At 62.1% G+C, this 16,062-nt stretch carries 14 protein-coding genes and 1 tRNA gene; 7 read left to right on the top strand and 8 right to left on the bottom strand.

The genetic code is table 11. From position 1 onward, the window contains the following. Positions 1 to 90: 90 nt before the first annotated feature. The gene (locus tag PCA10_RS04820; RefSeq protein WP_016490905.1) at positions 91 to 882 is read left to right on the top strand and encodes a TatD family hydrolase; all 792 of its coding nucleotides are present in this window, start codon (positions 91 to 93) and stop codon (positions 880 to 882) included. 156 nt (positions 883 to 1,038) lie between these two features. Here PCA10_RS04820 and PCA10_RS04815 read toward each other — a convergent pair whose 3' ends face one another. The 4 genes from PCA10_RS04815 to PCA10_RS04800 form a co-directional block, all read right to left on the bottom strand. Continuing rightward, complete coding sequence (locus PCA10_RS04815; RefSeq protein ID WP_016490904.1) at positions 1,039 to 3,069, bottom strand: methyl-accepting chemotaxis protein; 2,031 nt, start codon at positions 3,067 to 3,069, stop codon at positions 1,039 to 1,041. Positions 3,070 to 3,315: 246 nt separating this feature from the next. Next, complete coding sequence (gene ampE / locus PCA10_RS04810) at positions 3,316 to 4,152, bottom strand: regulatory signaling modulator protein AmpE (protein ID WP_016490903.1); 837 nt, start codon at positions 4,150 to 4,152, stop codon at positions 3,316 to 3,318. A 15-nt stretch (positions 4,153 to 4,167) separates the two neighbouring features. Continuing rightward, positions 4,168 to 4,716, bottom strand: a complete 549-nt coding sequence (ampD, locus tag PCA10_RS04805) for a 1,6-anhydro-N-acetylmuramyl-L-alanine amidase AmpD (protein ID WP_016490902.1) — start codon at positions 4,714 to 4,716, stop codon at positions 4,168 to 4,170. 338 nt (positions 4,717 to 5,054) lie between these two features. Beyond that, on the bottom strand, positions 5,055 to 7,334 hold the full coding sequence (locus tag PCA10_RS04800) for a DUF1631 domain-containing protein (RefSeq protein ID WP_016490901.1): 2,280 nt from the start codon (positions 7,332 to 7,334) through the stop codon (positions 5,055 to 5,057). Between the two features lie 323 nt (positions 7,335 to 7,657). On the opposite strand from PCA10_RS04800, the gene nadC reads away from it, so the two are divergent. After that, on the top strand, positions 7,658 to 8,506 hold the full coding sequence (gene nadC / locus PCA10_RS04795) for a carboxylating nicotinate-nucleotide diphosphorylase (RefSeq protein WP_016490900.1): 849 nt from the start codon (positions 7,658 to 7,660) through the stop codon (positions 8,504 to 8,506). Positions 8,507 to 8,561: 55 nt separating this feature from the next. On the opposite strand, the gene PCA10_RS04790 is transcribed toward nadC, so the two are convergent. The 3 genes from PCA10_RS04790 to PCA10_RS04780 form a co-directional block, all read right to left on the bottom strand. Then, positions 8,562 to 8,637 (bottom strand) — tRNA-Thr (locus tag PCA10_RS04790). Positions 8,638 to 8,708: 71 nt separating this feature from the next. Further along, positions 8,709 to 10,424: a PglL family O-oligosaccharyltransferase gene (locus PCA10_RS04785; protein WP_041770137.1), complete on the bottom strand. Its 1,716-nt coding sequence runs from the start codon at positions 10,422 to 10,424 to the stop codon at positions 8,709 to 8,711. Between the two features lie 55 nt (positions 10,425 to 10,479). Continuing rightward, entirely contained in the window at positions 10,480 to 10,926 is a 447-nt protein-coding gene (locus PCA10_RS04780) for a pilin (protein WP_016490898.1), read from the bottom strand. Between the two features lie 271 nt (positions 10,927 to 11,197). Between PCA10_RS04780 and pilB the strand changes: the two genes are divergently transcribed. Genes pilB through yacG form a run of 5 tightly spaced genes read left to right on the top strand, consistent with a single transcriptional unit; the run spans position 11,198 to position 15,804 of the window. Beyond that, positions 11,198 to 12,904, top strand: a complete 1,707-nt coding sequence (gene pilB, locus PCA10_RS04775; RefSeq protein WP_016490897.1) for a type IV-A pilus assembly ATPase PilB — start codon at positions 11,198 to 11,200, stop codon at positions 12,902 to 12,904. A gap of 2 nt (positions 12,905 to 12,906) precedes the next feature. After that, positions 12,907 to 14,124, top strand: coding sequence for a type II secretion system F family protein (locus tag PCA10_RS04770; RefSeq protein ID WP_016490896.1), 1,218 nt, complete (start codon positions 12,907 to 12,909; stop codon positions 14,122 to 14,124). Positions 14,125 to 14,126: 2 nt separating this feature from the next. After that, positions 14,127 to 14,999 (top strand): prepilin peptidase, encoded by an 873-nt coding sequence (locus PCA10_RS04765; protein WP_016490895.1) that lies wholly within the window; start codon positions 14,127 to 14,129, stop codon positions 14,997 to 14,999. Then, the gene (gene coaE, locus PCA10_RS04760) at positions 14,996 to 15,607 is read left to right on the top strand and encodes a dephospho-CoA kinase (protein ID WP_016490894.1); all 612 of its coding nucleotides are present in this window, start codon (positions 14,996 to 14,998) and stop codon (positions 15,605 to 15,607) included. Before PCA10_RS04765 ends, coaE begins: the two co-directional genes overlap by 4 nt. Continuing rightward, positions 15,604 to 15,804, top strand: a complete 201-nt coding sequence (yacG, locus tag PCA10_RS04755; RefSeq protein WP_016490893.1) for a DNA gyrase inhibitor YacG — start codon at positions 15,604 to 15,606, stop codon at positions 15,802 to 15,804. The genes coaE and yacG overlap by 4 nt, the downstream gene beginning before the upstream one ends. Positions 15,805 to 15,813: 9 nt before the next feature. Here yacG and PCA10_RS04750 read toward each other — a convergent pair whose 3' ends face one another. Beyond that, positions 15,814 to 16,029, bottom strand: a complete 216-nt coding sequence (locus PCA10_RS04750) for a hypothetical protein (RefSeq protein ID WP_016490892.1) — start codon at positions 16,027 to 16,029, stop codon at positions 15,814 to 15,816. Positions 16,030 to 16,062 lie beyond the last annotated feature (33 nt).

Here is a 16,062-nt window from a genome sequence, read left to right as displayed (position 1 = left end):
GCATTCAGCAGGTCGCGAGGCAGAGCGGATGCGCCGAAAAAAACGCCGAATCCGCCGACAGAGGGCCTGTCCGATGGTGCGCGTCACTATATGCTGTCGCTCATGCTGATCGATACTCACAACCACCTGGACTTCCCGGACTTCGACGCCGACCGCCCGGCGTTGCTGGCGCGTTGTCGCGCCCTCGGCGTCCGCCGCCAGGTGCTGCTCGGGGTGTTCCGCGACAACTGGCAGCGGGTCTGGGAGCTGGCCAACAGCGAGGACGATTTGCATATCGCCCTCGGCCTGCACCCGGTCTACCTGGCGGAGCACCGCGCCGAGCACCTGGTGGAATTGCGCCAGTGGCTGGAGCGCCACGCCGGTCATCCCAAGCTCTGCGCCGTGGGCGAGATCGGCCTGGACTACTTCGTCACCGAACTGGACCGCGATGCGCAGCAGCAGCTGTTCGAGGCCCAGTTGGCCCTCGCGGCGGAGTTCGAATTGCCGGTGTTGCTGCATGTGCGGCGCAGCCATGCGGCGGTGATCGCCACCCTGAAGCGCTTCCGCCTCAAGCGAGCCGGTATCGTCCATGCGTTCGCCGGCAGCCTCGAGGAGGCCAGGGAGTTCCGCAAGCTGGGTTTCCGACTCGGCCTCGGCGGCGCCCCGACCTGGCCCCAGGCCAACCGCCTGCGCAAGGTAGTGGCGCAGTTGCCGCTGGAAGACATCGTGCTGGAGACCGACTCGCCGGACATGGCCCCGGCCATGCACCCCTACGGGCGCAACAGCCCGGAGTATCTCCCGGAGATCTGCGCGGCGCTGGCGGAAATTCGCGGCGTAACGCCCGAGGAGCTGGCCGACGCCAGCACGCGCAATGCCTGCGCGGTATTCGGCTGGGAGATGTGAGCTCCGTAGGGTGGATGGCGCTTTTCCATCCACCAGGGGCGCCATGCCGGGCATCGATGGTGGACCGATGAAGCGCGGTCCACCCTAAGCTTGCAGGAGCGAATTCATTCACGAAAAAGCCCGCCAATTGGCGGGCTTTCTCATGGTGCGGTTGGCTCAGACGCGGAACGCGCCGATCAGTTGCTTGAGCTGGGCCACCTGGCCGGACAGCTCGCGGCTGGCCTTCTCGGTCTGGCTCGCGCCTTCAGCGGTACGCTCGCCGGCGTGGTTGATCTCGACGATGTTCTGGTCGATGTCGTGGGCCACGGCGGTCTGCTGCTCGGCGGCGGCGGCGATCTGCTGGTTCTGGTCGACGATCATGCCCACCGCCCCCAGGATGTTTTCCAGCGCCGCCTGCACCTTGCTCGACTGGCTCACGGTGCCGTCGGCCATCTGGTGACTGACGTTCATCGCCTTCACCGCGGCGCCGACACCGCCCTGCAGCTTGACGATCATCTGCTCGATTTCTTCGGTGGACTGCTGGGTGCGCTTGGCCAGGGTGCGCACCTCGTCCGCCACCACGGCGAAGCCACGGCCCTGCTCACCGGCCCGCGCCGCTTCGATGGCGGCGTTGAGCGCCAGCAGGTTGGTCTGCTCGGCGATGCCCTTGATCACTTCCAGCACCCGGCTGATGGACGCACTGTCCGATGCCAGCTGGTTGATTACGCTCACCGACTGGTCGATCTCGCTGGCCAGGCGCTCGATGCTGCCCAGCTGGCTTTCCACCAGGGCGCGGCCGCTGACGGTCTCCTGGTTGACGCTCTGGGCGCTGTCCACCGCGGCGGCGGCGCTGCGCGCGACTTCCTGGGCGGTGGCGGACATCTGGTTCATGGCCGTGGCCACTTGCTCGATCTGGCTGCGCTGCCCGGCAACCGCCTGGTTGCTGTCACCGGACACCTGCTCCACGCGACCGGCCTGGCGCTCCACCTCGGTGACGGTGTGGCCCACCAGCTCGATCAGGTCGTGGATCTTCGCCACGGTGCCGTTGAACACCTGGCCCAGCTCGCCGAGCTCGTCGCGGCTTTCGGCGCGGAAGCTGACGGTCATGTCGCCGGCGGCAACCTGGTCCATCACCTTGCCCAGGGTCTTGAGCGTGGTGCGGATGGACACGTAGAAGCCGCTGTAGAGATAGAGGATGGCGAGGAACACCACCAGCAGCGCCACCACCAGCAGCACGGTCTGTACCTGCTTGCCGGCCAGGCGGCTTTCCAGCTCGGCCTTGAGGAAGGCCAGGGAGCCGTCGTTGAGCTGGTAGGTCTTCTCCAGGGCGGCACTGACCTGGTCGTAGAACTGCAGCCAGGGCGTGTCGAGGGTATCGGCCATGATCACCTTGTCCTCGAACAGCGCGGCCCCCTGCTTGATGGTGTCGCGGCTGGCGCCGGCCAGGGCGTCCAGCGCCTGGTGGGCGCGCGGGCTGCCGTCGAGGGCATCGGCGATCTTCAGGCCGTATTCGGCGTTGAGCTTGTCCAGGTCCAGCAACAGGTCGTCCAGCTTGGTGCTGGCGGCCGAGTTGAGGAAGCCCTGGCCGAGGGAGTAGGCGCCGATGGCGCGGCCCTTGCCCAGGGCCCTGGTCACCTCGGGGGTGGCGCTGGTGACCAGCTCGGCGATCTGGCGGACTTCGGCCTGGTCGTCCTGGCTGAGACCGGCCTGCCCGGCGACGAACTTGATGAAGACCTGGCTGTTGCCCAGGAGCTTCTCGATCATCGCGCTCTTGCTCTGCAGGGAAGTCTCGCCCTTGGCGGTCTGCAGGGCCGCGAGCAGCTCCTCGCGCTTGGCGTTGAAGACCTCGATCTGCTCCGCCTCGGAGGCGATCGGCTGCAGGCCCTGGAGGGTGGCAAGCAGGCTCTGTTCGAGGTCGGTGATGCGCTTTTCCAGATCGCCGGCATGACCGGACTGGCCGATCATCGCATTGATCAGCACCAGGTCGTTGAGGCTTTCGAGGTCGCGCCGCATGGACAGGCTGGCACCGAGCAGATCCAGGCTCTGCAGCTCGGAGCGGGTGCTCACCAATTGTCGGTAGGAGTCGCGCACCAGGTAGAAGTTGGTGATCAACATCGGCAGGAAGAACAGAACACTGATCAGACTGAACTTCATGCCGAAACTGAGGCGGTTCATCAGTGCGATGGCAGGATACAACAAGGTCTTCACGAGACGTCTCCTGTTCTCATTTATTGTTATGGGCGCGCTCGGAACCGCTGACGGCGTGCGGCCGAAGCCAGGCAACATCCCCACATCGCCTGGCGACCACCGAGTTCGATCAGAAGATTCTGTGAAACAAATCAGAGAATTCTGGCGCGATCATCTGTGTACCCGATATCGGCCGGAGTTTCTGTAACTAAAGGTTAATCAAGGCGGTGCCCGCCCGATGGCGACGGACGAGCACCGTGGCGGGAGTCAGAACAAGAGGGTCCAGACGGCGAAACCGGCGTACCAGAGCACCGCTGCGCGCACCAGCAGCTGCCAGAGGGCATCCAGGGTCGCCACGCCGGCATCGCCACTGCTGGGCTCCGGCAGCTCGGCGGCGGCGCGGCCGGCCAGCTCGATGTAGTGACGCGCGGAGATGTCCCAGTTGAGCAGTTCGTGCAGCAGCACGCGGCTGACGCCGACGAAGTTGCCCACCAGCGAGAAGCTCGCCGCCAGCACCCGCACCGGCAACCAGTCGAAGGCATGGCGGATCGCCTCGGCGCGCTCGCGCAGCACCGGGGTGCTGGCGTTCTCGGCGGCCAGGGCGAGCAGGCGGTAGGCCAGGGCGGCCACCGGTCCCAGCAGCGCATACCAGAAGATCACCGCGAAGAAGCCCTCGTAGGCCTGCCAGAGTTGGTAGCCCTGCACCTGGCGCAGCAGGTCGCCACCCTCCTCCGCTTCCAGGCCGAGATCCCGTTCGGCGACGTGATAGGCGCCCTGGGTGTCGCCGCGCCGCCAGGCGTCGCGGAAGGGACCGAGATCGGCCAGCACGTCGCCGCGCCCGAGGCTGTAGATGATCACCAGCAGGTGCACCGGTAGCGCCAGCCAACCATAGGCCACGGGCTCCAGGACCAGCAGGAGCAGCGCCAGCAGCACCAGGGGCAACAGCACCAGCAGCATCAGGATCGCCCAGGGGCGTGCGCTGAGTCGTGGATTGGCCTCGGCCTTGGCCAGCTCGCGCAGCCAGAAGCCGTCCTGCTGGATATGCCGGCGCCAGGCGGAGAATTTCTCGATCCAGAGCACCAGCAACAACACCAGAAAGTACATGTGTCCCTCCTCTTCCTAAGGTCTGAGCGCAGCCCGCAGGCGCGTCCAATCGAATGCCGGCCCCGGATCGGTCTTGCGGCCCGGGGCTATGTCGCTGTGGCCACAGATGCGCTGCGGCGTGATCGCCGGGTAGGCGCGGCGCAACTGCTCCACCAATGCGATCAGCGCAGCGTACTGAGGTTCCGTGAACGCCTGATCATCGGTGCCTTCCAGCTCGATACCCAGGGAAAAATCGTTGCAATTTTCCCGCCCCTCGAACAGCGAGAGACCAGCGTGCCACGCGCGCTCGTTGCAGGAGACGAACTGGGTGACGGCGCCATCGCGCTCGATCAGGAAATGCGCGGACACCCGCAAGTCGCGGATGCCCTCGAAGTAGGGATGCTCGGCCGGGTCCAGGCGGTTCTGGAAGAACTCCTGCACCTTGCCCGTGCCGAACTCGGCGGGCGGCAAGCTGATGTTGTGGATCACCAGCAGGGAGACTTCGTCCTGCGGGCGACAATTGAAGTTGGGCGATGGGCAGTGGCTGATGCCCTGGCACCAACCGGATTCGGGGTCCAGTTGCATGTCGGCTCCTGTGGTCTGCCCCTACTTTAGGCGCAGTGGAGCCATTCTAGCGAGAGGCGGCCTGCCTCAGAGCCTGTTTAGGATCTAGCGAGCTAGAGCCATGCAAGGCGCAACGACCAACGGGAGTAACAGCCGAAGGCTGGCCCGAAGGGTGAGCGCCAGCGAATCAAACAGGCGAGGACGCGGACTGGGCTCGCACGCGAGTTTACGAGCTGTAAATGAGCAGTACTCGCTCCGCTCGCCCTCCGGGCCGCGCTGAAGCGCGTTAGCCGCAAGCGGCTTTCCGAGCCTGTTTTTAACGCCGCAGGGCCGACGCGCAGCTGATCGTAAACAGGTTCTCAGGCCCCTTTCAGGCGCCGCAGGTTGCCAATCACCGACTCCAGGGCACGGTCGAACAGCAGGGCGTCGTCCAGCAGGCGGATGGCGCTGCGGCGGAACTCCACCGCCAAGCCCATGCGGGTCTTTTCCAGCACCTTCATGCCGGTGCGGTTGACGAAGATGTACTTGCCGGTGGGCTTGATCAGCGCCGCCAGCTTGCAACGCAGCTTGTGCTCTTCGTCCTCCTGGAACTCGACCCAGCTGCCGACGCGCAGGTTGTCGACGAAGCCCAGGGCCTCGTCATCATCGGCCAGGCTGACCTCGGGCTCCTGCGTCGGGCTCTCGCCAGGCGCGGCGAGGACTATCTCCTCGATCACCGCCACCATGGCCGGCTCGGACTCGTCTTGCGCCTCGCTTTCCGACGGCAGTTCGAGCAGCAGAGGCGGCGACTCCAGACCGTCGTCGGCGAGCACTTCCACCGGCTCCGGCTTGCGCAGGCGCTGGAAGGCCTGCACGTGCAGCGCCTCCAGCTGACTGAAGAACTCGCTGGTGGCGAAGGGATCGAAGGCGGCACTGGCCAGCCCGTCACGCAGGGACTTGAGCAGCCCCGGAACCAGCTCCAGCAAGCGTGCGCGGGCTTCCGGCCCTTCGTGGGACTCCACGCTCCAGATCAGGTCATCCATGGTCTGCAGGGTGGCGGTCCATTCATCCGAGGACACGCCATGCTTGAGGCAGGTCAGCAGCAGTACCTTGCTCCAGGCTTCCTGCAGCAGACGCACCACCACTTCCGGCAGGGTGCGGCCCAGCAGGCGCTGGTTGAGTGCGTCTTCCACCTGGCGGCGAGCCAGCTCCGCCTTGGCGCGGCCCTCTTCGGCATCGCGGGTGCGCTGCTCCAGCAGCTCGCTGCGGCGGCGTTCGTCACCGGTATAGGAAAGGAAGTCAGCCAGCAACTCGGAGAAAATCGCCGGGTCGTCGACGAAGTCGTTCAGCAGGCGCTGCACCACTTGCTCGATGCGGTGGTAGAGGCTGTCGCGCTGGGCGTCATCCTGCTCCACCCAACCCAGGGCCGCGCTGGCGATTTCGTTGAGCAGGCGGCGGGCCGGATGGCTGCCGCGGCTGAAGAAGGTCTTGTCCAGCAGGGCGACCTTGAGCATCGGGATCTGCATGCGGCCGATCAGGGCCTTGAGCGAATCCGGCAGAGTGCGGTCGTCGAGGATGAACTCGAACAGCATGGACACCAGGTTGATGACGTCGTCGTCCACCTGGCCGACCACACGGGTCCGACCACTGCGGGCGCTGGCGCGGCTGAGCAACTGGTCGAGGCTGAAGCGCATGTCATAGTCGGCGCTGGACTGCTGCGGCAGGTGCTGTTGCAGGTGGGACAGGAGCCGCAGCAGGTCGATGCTGCTGACCGGCACCGCATCGGCGGGCTGCTCCCGGCGCGGCATGGCGCTGCCGCGTACCTGGGACAGCAGCTCCTGAAGCACACCGAAGACTTCCTGCACGCCCTCTTCGGCAGCCGGGCCCTCGCTGGCCCCCGCCGCCTGGCCCGACTGGGCCGGGCGCGCGGCGTTGCCGGGGCGATCGGACTGGCGCCGCGCCGGTGCCGAGCGCAGGTCCGGGAGCACACCGGCGGCCACCAGCAGTTGGTTGGCTTCGGCGTAGAAACGATCCAGTTCGGTGAGGACGTACTTCTCGAACAGCTTGAGGATGATCAGCTTGACCTTGATCTCTACGCCCAGGCTGCGGCAGGCATCGAGGAAACCTTCGCACAGCAGTCGCGGGCCAAGGGGGTTGGCCTTGTCGTCGACCTTCTTGCTGACCAGGGTGTTGAGGCGGGTGGTGAGATGGCCCAGGGCGATGCCGTCGCGGTTCATCACCTTGGCGACCATGGCGTCCAGGGCCACGGTTTCCTCGAGTTCGTCGTTCTGCACCAGGGACAGGCTGTCGAAGGACACCGCGTCCAGCTGGGGCGCTTTACCGATCTCGTATTGATTGAGTGTGGAGAATGACTCGAACACCTTCTGCAGGAAGGCGCGCTCGATGCTCTTGCGCTTGAGACGCAGGTCGCGCATCGCCTCGAAGAAGGCGTTCTGCTCGGCGTTGCTGGAGGCGCGATCGGCCATCTCGAACAAGGTGTCGTCCGCATTGTCGAACAGCACCTGAAGCGACTGCTTCAGCTGCACTGCGGTTTTGTCGCGCACCTGGATCAAGGCCACGGGCAGCCTTCCTACCGAAGAGGTTGGCGATTGCTGGGTGGCGCCCGTGTTCAACGGCACCACCTTGGCGTCGGTCTGCATCACGAGCCTCCCGCAGGCCGGGCCCTTCCGTAGGGCTTTTCGGACCGCGATTCGATCATGGGGAGTCATCCATAACGTCAAGCATCTGGCGTCAAACTTACTAATTTCCGACTGCATTATATGGATGATGGCGCGACAACCAAGCAGAGATTTCCTACAGACATGAATCAAGTCACAGATGCTGGGCCGCTGTCCGACAAACGCACGTCACGCAAAATGCCATCCTGACTATCTAGCAGAAAGCGTGCAGCGGTTGTGCATCTCCACTGCGCCAGTCGTCGGCAGCCTTTATAATCGCCGCCATTCTGCTTGCGGAGCCCACCATGCCCAACCTCCTCCTCGCTGACCTCACCACCGAAATCGAGGCCAACGTCCGTACCGCCCTCAAGGAAGACATCGGCAGCGGCGACATCACCGCCCAGCTCATCCCTGAAACACGCCAGGCCCGCGCCAGCGTGATCACCCGCGAAGCGGCGATCATCAGCGGCTGCGCCTGGGTCAACGAAGTGTTCCGCCAGCTCGACCCGCGCGTGCAGGTCCAGTGGCAGGTCCAGGACGGCCAGCGCGCCGAGGCCAACCAGGTCCTCTTCCACCTTGAAGGCCCGGCCCGCGCCCTGCTCAGCGGCGAGCGCAGCGCCCTGAACTTCCTCCAGTGCCTGTCGGGCGTCGCCACCCGCGTCGGCCACTACGTGGATCTGGTGAAAGACACCCAGGTGAAGCTCCTCGACACCCGCAAGACCCTGCCCGGCCTGCGCCTGGCGCAGAAATACGCGGTGACCTGCGGCGGCGGCCACAACCACCGGATCGGCCTGTACGACGCCTTCCTCATCAAGGAAAACCACATCGCGGCCTCCGGCGGCATCGCCCAGGCCATCGAAGCCGCCCACCGCATCGCCCCGGGCAAGCCGGTGGAAGTGGAAGTGGAAAGCCTCGACGAACTCCAGCAGGCCCTCGACGCCGGCGCCGACATCATCATGCTCGACGAACTCAGCCTCGACGACATGCGCACCGCCGTCCGCCTCACCAACGGCCGCGCCAAACTCGAAGCCTCCGGCGGCGTGAACGAAACTACCCTGCGCACCATCGCCGACACCGGCGTGGACTACATCTCCATCGGCACGCTGACCAAGGACGTCAAGGCCATCGACCTGTCCATGCGCCTCAGCCTGTAAGCCGGTTCGCAGAAAACAAAAAGCCCCGCGATTGCGGGGCTTTTCGTTTGGATCATGGTGCCGGTGAAAGGAATCGAACCCTCGACCTTCTCATTACGAATGAGCTGCTCTACCGACTGAGCTACACCGGCGCATAGAAGTGCGCGCGTAAACTAGCACCAGACCATCCAAGAATCAATCAGGACAACCAGCCCCCTAGACTTCATCTCCTGCAAACATCCGACTTACTGAGAAAATATGGCTCAACATGATTGAAACCGTCCTTTTCAAGTCTCAGGAAATCAGACCAGGAATCGCTTTGGCCGGGATAATATCGCTCGAACAGGCCGCGCACAGTTTCCCAATCCCGATTTGGAAAGTAGATCTCCCGTGCACGCCAAACACTCGATGCAAGCCCGAAATCTCCTGCGTACCACGCGTAAAATCCCATTTGATCCAGCAACGTATAGGATGGCACTGAACGCGCCAGCCCTTCAAACAAGCAGAATCCACCCTTCCAATTCTCACGGCTTGGCACCAGGTAGTTAAGAACCACAAGATCAGCCGTTTGAGAAATCAGTGGATTGACCGAAACCGTATAAACCGAATGAAGCCGCTCTCTATTTCGCTCCGCCCCATCTACAGATGCGTAGTTCTGGACAAACACGAAATACCCATAGACAGCATGCACAGACAAGAGTGCAACCCCACTCATGAGCACCGTTACGACCTTGCTCCCCCAACGCGTCAGAACGTAGCCCCCCTCATCTACCACGATTCCGAGCAAAACACAGAAAACCACGAAGTAGCCAAACAGCCAGAGTGGGTACTCCAATTGGCTATGAATAAACACACAAGCCAATGCACCCGCGCCGAAGGCCCACGAGTCGTCCTTGCCTCCACGCCTCAGCACATAAGCCATTAGCCACACAATCAATACACTTAGCGCGACACCTAATAATCCACACCCAGCCAGAAGCATCAGAAATAGATTATGCGGATGACTCCATGCATCGCCGGTTGCACTAGGCAGTTGGTCAAGGACGCCCAACTCGAAGCTGCTGAGCGCGTAGTTCTGCATACCCACGCCCATAGGAAGGTTCGCCAGGAAGATCGAAAAGGCCTTCCTGTATTCATCTAAACGGAAGCTCTCTCCATAGACGAATCGCTCCACCCCCGTAAGGGGGCCACCCTGATAATACAGATAAGCCTGAGTCACGACATTGGAAAGCAGCAACAAGGCACCAGACCATAACCACAACCGCCGCGATTTCCCTGTCAAAAATACAGGTAGAAAAACTGCTACCAGAACATAAACAACAGCCGCACGCGACCCCGTCAGCGCAACGGTAGCCCCCACCAGAACCCCATATATTGGCGCAACTCTCAACGCATACGAGCGCCCAGAAAAATAATAGACAAACGCAAAATAGGTAATAAACAGGTAGGAAACAAAAATATTCCTCTGAGCTATGTTTCCGTACACCCCCCCAGCCGAAAGTTCACCCTTACCAATGAACAAAGGCCCAAGATCTAGTTCTAACCACTGCCCCCACCCGGCTACGACGTTGAAAACCCCACCCAGAATCAAACCAAGGGCAAAAGCCATGGTTAGATCGATCTTCTTCGCCGCCCCAGCTCCACTGAACATTGCGACAACCAGCGCCGCGAGAATGACCGAGATCCCTGGCGAGGCTGCCATAACAGGGTTTATTGAATCAACAAAGACGCCCTGCACCGCCAGCAGAGCACCCGCCACGAGCAGCATCAAAGCCAACCGCCCGAAGCGAAAGCCTTGCGAGCGAAAAGATGTAGCAATCAGAAGCAAGGACAATAAGAAGAGAGCAGATTGTGTCGAGACGATTATGGGTGCCGGATAAGCTCTAAATGACAAGACAAAAGGAACAAACCCAAGACAGAACAAAAAAAAACTTTGCATACCACCCCCAACAAAAAGAGGCGACCTAGGTCGCCTCTTCGCTTTCACCGATAAATTATTGACGGCAGTTGGCGGGACGGAAGCGAGCCGGAAGCGAGCCAGTATTGCAAGTCCAGGTAACAGCCCCGCCCGGAGCAACGCCACCTTGCAGGGCAACGCTACTGCTCCGAGGAACCATGATAATGGTGTTGAGGGTGCCGTTAGTGCCGCCAGCAGCATCGGTGTAGGTGATGGTGATTTCACCGTTCGCAGGGTTCACGGCAACGGAATCAACGTTGGTGGTCGGAGCCGGCTGCGACCAACCGGCATCCAGCGGGCTGGTAGCGGACATGGCGTTCTCCGCCACGGTGGTCTTGGCGGAAGCGGCCAGGTTCAGACCTTCGGTAACGCGCGCGCGAACGGTGTAGTCCTGGTAGGCCGGGATGGCGATTGCAGCCAGAATGCCGATGATCGCTACAACGATCATCAGCTCAATCAGAGTAAAACCCTTTTGTGCTTTCATTTATTGATCCTCAGAAGTACTAGGCGGTTGCCTGAGCAGGAGACAGCACGATGTATGCCAAGTCTCCTCAGGGCTTGAATAAGTCGCCATCGGTAGTGCGGACACCTGCGCAATTGGCGTCCAGGTGCCGCAAAGTCGACCAAACAATTCCTGGGGCGCCTCCCTACTCCAGCAATAACTGCCGTTTTTTGTCACTCCCTGGACACGCATTTGGCGACCAAGACCAACTACGTTATAAGGCAGAGTCACAACCGGCAGACTGACGCGCCCCATGAACGAGACCGCTCCTACGCTATCCGGCCTGGCCAAACAACTGGTGCTGACCAACCTCCTCGATGAGCGAAGCGCCCTCCAGGCCCATACCCAGGCACAGCGCAACAAGATCCCGCTGATCACCTACCTGGTACAGAACAAGCTGCTCAAGAGCCGTGATCTGGCGGAGATGGCGGCGGAACAGTTCGGCGTGGCCTTTCTCGATCTCGGCAGTGTCGACAAAGAGAGCCAGCCACGTGATCTGGTCAGCGAAAAGCTGATCCGCCAGCACCGCGCCCTTCCCCTCTGGCGTCGTGGCAACAAGCTCTTCGTTGCCATCTCCGACCCCACCAACCATCAGGCCGTGACCGATATCCAGTTCAGCACCGGGCTGAATACCGAAGCCATCCTTGTAGAGGACGACAAGCTCGGCGATGCCATCGAGAAGTTCTTCGACTCCGCCACTAGCGGAATGGAAGAACTGGGCGATGTCGACCTGGATGGCGTGGACGTCGAAGCAGTCGATGATGACAAAAAGGATACTCCTGGCGGCGTTGATGCCGACGACGCCCCCGTGGTGCGCTTCGTCAACAAGATGCTGCTGGATGCCATTCGCGGCGGCTCCTCTGACCTGCACTTCGAGCCCTACGAGCGCTCCTACCGCGTACGCTTCCGTACCGACGGCATGCTCCACGAAGTGGCCAAGCCGCCGATCCAGTTGGCCAGTCGCATCTCCGCACGCCTGAAGGTGATGGCCGCACTGGATATTTCCGAGCGCCGCAAGCCCCAGGACGGCCGGATCAAGATGAAGATTTCCAAGACGAAATCCATCGACTTCCGGGTCAACACCCTGCCGACCCTCTGGGGCGAGAAGATCGTGATGCGGATCCTCGACCCTACCAGCGCGCAGATGGGTATCGATGCACTGGGCTATGAGGAAGAGCAGAAAGAACTCTACCTGGCGGCGCTGAAGCAGCCCCAGGGCATGATCCTCGTAACCGGCCCTACAGGTTCCGGCAAGACGGTATCCCTCTACACCGGGATCAATATCCTCAATACGGTGGATATCAATATCTCCACCGCCGAAGACCCGGTGGAGATCAACCTCGAGGGCATCAACCAGGTCAACGTCAATCCCAAGCAGGGCATGGACTTCGCCCAGGCCCTGCGGGCCTTCCTGCGCCAGGACCCGGATGTGATCATGGTCGGCGAGATCCGCGACCTGGAAACCGCCGAGATCGCCATCAAGGCCGCCCAGACCGGCCATATGGTGCTATCCACCTTGCACACCAACAGCGCCGCGGAAACCCTGACGCGCCTGCGCAATATGGGTGTGCCAGCCTTCAACATCGCCACGTCGGTCAACCTGATCATCGCCCAGCGCCTGGCACGCAAATTGTGTAGTCATTGCAAGAAGGAACACGAGGTCCCTAGGGAAACCCTGCTCAAGGAAGGCTTCCCTGAAGAGAAGATCGGCAGCTTCAAACTCTACTCCCCGGTGGGCTGCGACAATTGCAACCAGGGTTACAAGGGCCGAGTCGGTATTTATGAAGTGGTTAAAATCACGCCGGCCTTGCAGCAGCTTATTATGGAAGAAGGCAACTCCATCCAGATCGCCCAGCAGGCGCGCCGTGATGGCTTCAATGACCTGCGAACCTCGGGCCTGGTAAAAGCCATGAATGGCATTACCAGCCTGGAGGAAGTCAACCGCGTGACCAAGGATTAAGCATGGCGGACAAAGCGCTGAAACTGAGTACCTTCGCCTGGGAAGGTACCGACAAGAAAGGCTCCAAGGTCAAAGGCGAGATATCAGGACAGAACCCCGCCTTGGTGAAGGCGCAGCTTCGCAAGCAAGGTATCAATCCCACCAGAGTGCGAAAGAAAGCCACCTCATTGCTCGGCGGAAGGAAGAAGATAAAACCCCTGGACATCGCCCTCTTCACCCGGCAGATGGCGACCATGATGAAAGCTGGCGTGCCACTGATGCAGTCCTTCGACATCATTGGCGAGGGCTTCGAGAAGCCTGCCATGCGCACGCTGGTGAACGAGGTCAAGCAGGAAGTGGCCGCCGGTAACAGCCTGGCAAACTCCCTGCGCAAGAAGCCGGAATACTTCGACGAACTGTACTGCAACCTGGTCGACTCCGGCGAACAGGCCGGTGCTCTGGAAACCCTGCTGGACCGGATCGCCACCTACAAGGAAAAGACCGAGGCGCTGAAGGCCAAGATCAAAAAAGCGATGAACTATCCGATTGCGGTCATCGTGGTCGCGATTATCGTTTCGGCGATCCTGCTGATCAAAGTGGTCCCTCAGTTCCAATCTGTTTTTGCCAACTTCGGCGCAGAACTACCAGCATTCACGCAGATGGTTATCGGACTGTCCGAGCTTCTCCAAGAGTGGTGGTTTATTGTACTAGCCGTATTCTTCCTTATTGGTTTCGGACTTCAGCAAGCACATAAGAAATCCCAGAAGTTCCGCGACTGGGTCGACCATACCGTCCTGAAACTCCCCATCGTCGGCGACATCCTCTACAAGTCCGCCGTAGCCCGCTTCGCCCGAACCCTGGCAACCACTTTCGCTGCCGGCGTGCCCCTGGTGGACGCCCTGGACTCCGTGGCAGGCGCCAGCGGCAACGTGGTGTTCAAGAATGCGGTGCTCAAGGTCAAGCAGGATGTGTCCACCGGCATGCAGCTGAACTTCTCCATGCGCACCACCGGCGTCTTCCCCGCCATGGCCGTGCAGATGACCGCCATCGGCGAAGAATCCGGCGCCCTGGACGAGATGCTCGACAAGGTCGCCAGCTTCTACGAAGCCGAAGTGGACAACGCCGTCGACGGCCTGACCGCCCTGATGGAGCCCATGATCATGGCCGTACTCGGCGTCCTGGTCGGCGGCCTGATCATCGCCATGTACCTGCCCATCTTCCAACTCGGCAACGTCGTCTAAGCATGCAGTTGATCGACTTCCTGGCCAGCCATGCGCTGGCCTTTGTTTTCTGCACCCTCGCCCTTGGTTTGTTGGTGGGCAGTTTCCTCAATGTGGTGATCCATCGCCTGCCGCAGATGATGCTGCGCGATTGGCAGGAGCAGGCCCGCGAGGTGCTGAGCCTGCCGGCCGAGCCCAAGGGCCCGGTGTTCAACCTGGTACTGCCGAATTCGCGCTGCCCCCACTGCAACCATGAGATCCGCGCCTGGGAGAACATTCCCGTGGTCAGTTACCTGGCCCTGCGTGGCAAGTGCTCGTCGTGCAAGGCCGCCATCAGCACGCGCTATCCCTTGGTGGAGCTAGTCTGCGGCCTGCTGTCGGCCTACGTCGCCTGGCATTTCGGCTTCAGTTGGCAGGCCGGAGCCTTCCTGGTGCTGACCTGGGGCCTGCTGGCGATGAGCATGATCGACGTCGATCACCAGCTGCTGCCGGATGCACTGGTCCTACCGCTGCTCTGGCTCGGGCTCATCCTCAACAGCCAGGGCCTGTTCGCCAGCCTGGAGGATGCGCTCTGGGGCGCGGTGGCCGGCTACATGAGCCTGTGGTCGGTGTACTGGCTGTTCAAGCTGGTGACCGGCAAGGAAGGCATGGGCCACGGCGACTTCAAGCTGCTGGCAATGCTCGGCGCCTGGGGCGGCTGGCAGGTACTGCCGCTGACCATCCTGCTCTCGTCCCTGGTGGGCGCGGTGCTGGGGGTGATCATGCTGCGCCTGCGCAACCAGGACAGCACCACGCCCATCCCCTTCGGCCCCTACCTGGCCATTGCCGGCTGGATTGCATTGCTCTGGGGTGATCAAATAACGGCGACCTATCTGCAGTTCGCCGGTTTCAAATGAACACACCCTGGATTCTTGGCCTCACAGGCGGCATCGGTAGCGGCAAGAGTGCCGTCGCCGCCCATTTCAGCGAGCTTGGCGTACATCTGGTGGATGCCGACCACGCCGCGCGCTGGGTGGTGGAACCCGGCCGCCCGGCCCTGGCGAAGATCGCCGAGCATTTCGGCAGCGGGGTACTGCAGGCCGACGGCCAGCTGGACCGCGCAGCCCTGCGCCAGCGCATTTTCGCCGACGCCGAAGAGCGTCGCTGGCTGGAAAGCCTGCTGCACCCGCTTATCGGCCAGGAAATCAGCCAGTACCTGGCCCGCGCCGAATCCCCCTATGCCATCCTGGTGTCGCCGCTGCTGATCGAATCCGGCCAGTACCGCATGACCCAGCGCGTGCTGCTGGTGGATGCCCCCGAAGCCGCGCAGCTCCAGCGCACCATGCAGCGGGACAATGTGCCCGAAGCGCAGGTCCAAGCCATATTGAAGGTGCAGGCCAGCCGCGAGGAGCGCCTCAAGCATGCCGATGATGTGCTGCTCAATGACCGCGACCTCCACTGGCTGCAAAGCGAAGTGGAGCGGCTGCACAATTTCTACCTGACCCTGCGAGGAGGCCAGCCATGAGTCAACCCGTCACTGTGGAGTGCCCCACCTGCGGCGCTCCGGTGGAGTGGAGCCCGCAAAGCCCCTCCCGCCCCTTCTGTTCCGAACGCTGCAAGCTGATCGACCTGGGCGCCTGGGCCGCCGAGGAGCATGCGATCCCCGGCGACAACATGGAAGACGACCTGTTCTCCGGCGAACTGCCGCCGCGCGAGCATTGATCCTCCCACTCAGGGCCGCATGAATCCGTAGTCCCGTCCCGGCTCCAGGTTAACCGCCAGGAATTCCAGCTCCCGGGCCAGGTCATCAATCGAGCGCAGCGTCGCGCTGCGTTCCACCACTGCGCTCAGCAGGGCGCGCAAGGCCATCTCCTCGCCAATCCCCTCCTGCTTCGCCGCGTCCAGGCCCCGCTCCAGGACTTCTCTCGCCCAATCGTGAATCCCCATGCCGTCTGCTCCTCATGCTGGTGGATGGAAACG

The organism is Pseudomonas resinovorans NBRC 106553, assembly GCF_000412695.1.
Lineage (GTDB): Bacteria > Pseudomonadota > Gammaproteobacteria > Pseudomonadales > Pseudomonadaceae > Metapseudomonas > Metapseudomonas resinovorans_A.
Note: the sequence above shows the minus strand (reverse complement) of the source record. Positions and strands in the feature narration are given on the sequence as shown.

Bases quoted from the DNA above. Each gene is read 5' to 3' on its own strand.
- PCA10_RS04770 (WP_016490896.1), top strand. From the start codon at position 12,907: ATGGCGGACAAAGCGCTGAAACTGAGTACCTTCGCCTGGGAAGGTACC.
- ampD (WP_016490902.1), bottom strand. From the start codon at position 4,716: ATGCAACTGGACCCCGAATCCGGTTGGTGCCAGGGCATCAGCCACTGC.
- nadC (WP_016490900.1), top strand. From the start codon at position 7,658: ATGCCCAACCTCCTCCTCGCTGACCTCACCACCGAAATCGAGGCCAAC.
- PCA10_RS04765 (WP_016490895.1), top strand. From the start codon at position 14,127: ATGCAGTTGATCGACTTCCTGGCCAGCCATGCGCTGGCCTTTGTTTTC.
- PCA10_RS04750 (WP_016490892.1), bottom strand. From the start codon at position 16,029: ATGGGGATTCACGATTGGGCGAGAGAAGTCCTGGAGCGGGGCCTGGAC.
- coaE (WP_016490894.1), top strand. From the start codon at position 14,996: ATGAACACACCCTGGATTCTTGGCCTCACAGGCGGCATCGGTAGCGGC.
- PCA10_RS04820 (WP_016490905.1), top strand. From the start codon at position 91: ATGCTGTCGCTCATGCTGATCGATACTCACAACCACCTGGACTTCCCG.
- ampE (WP_016490903.1), bottom strand. From the start codon at position 4,152: ATGTACTTTCTGGTGTTGTTGCTGGTGCTCTGGATCGAGAAATTCTCC.
- PCA10_RS04780 (WP_016490898.1), bottom strand. From the start codon at position 10,926: ATGAAAGCACAAAAGGGTTTTACTCTGATTGAGCTGATGATCGTTGTA.
- PCA10_RS04785 (WP_041770137.1), bottom strand. From the start codon at position 10,424: ATGCAAAGTTTTTTTTTGTTCTGTCTTGGGTTTGTTCCTTTTGTCTTG.
- PCA10_RS04800 (WP_016490901.1), bottom strand. From the start codon at position 7,334: ATGCAGACCGACGCCAAGGTGGTGCCGTTGAACACGGGCGCCACCCAG.
- yacG (WP_016490893.1), top strand. From the start codon at position 15,604: ATGAGTCAACCCGTCACTGTGGAGTGCCCCACCTGCGGCGCTCCGGTG.
- pilB (WP_016490897.1), top strand. From the start codon at position 11,198: ATGAACGAGACCGCTCCTACGCTATCCGGCCTGGCCAAACAACTGGTG.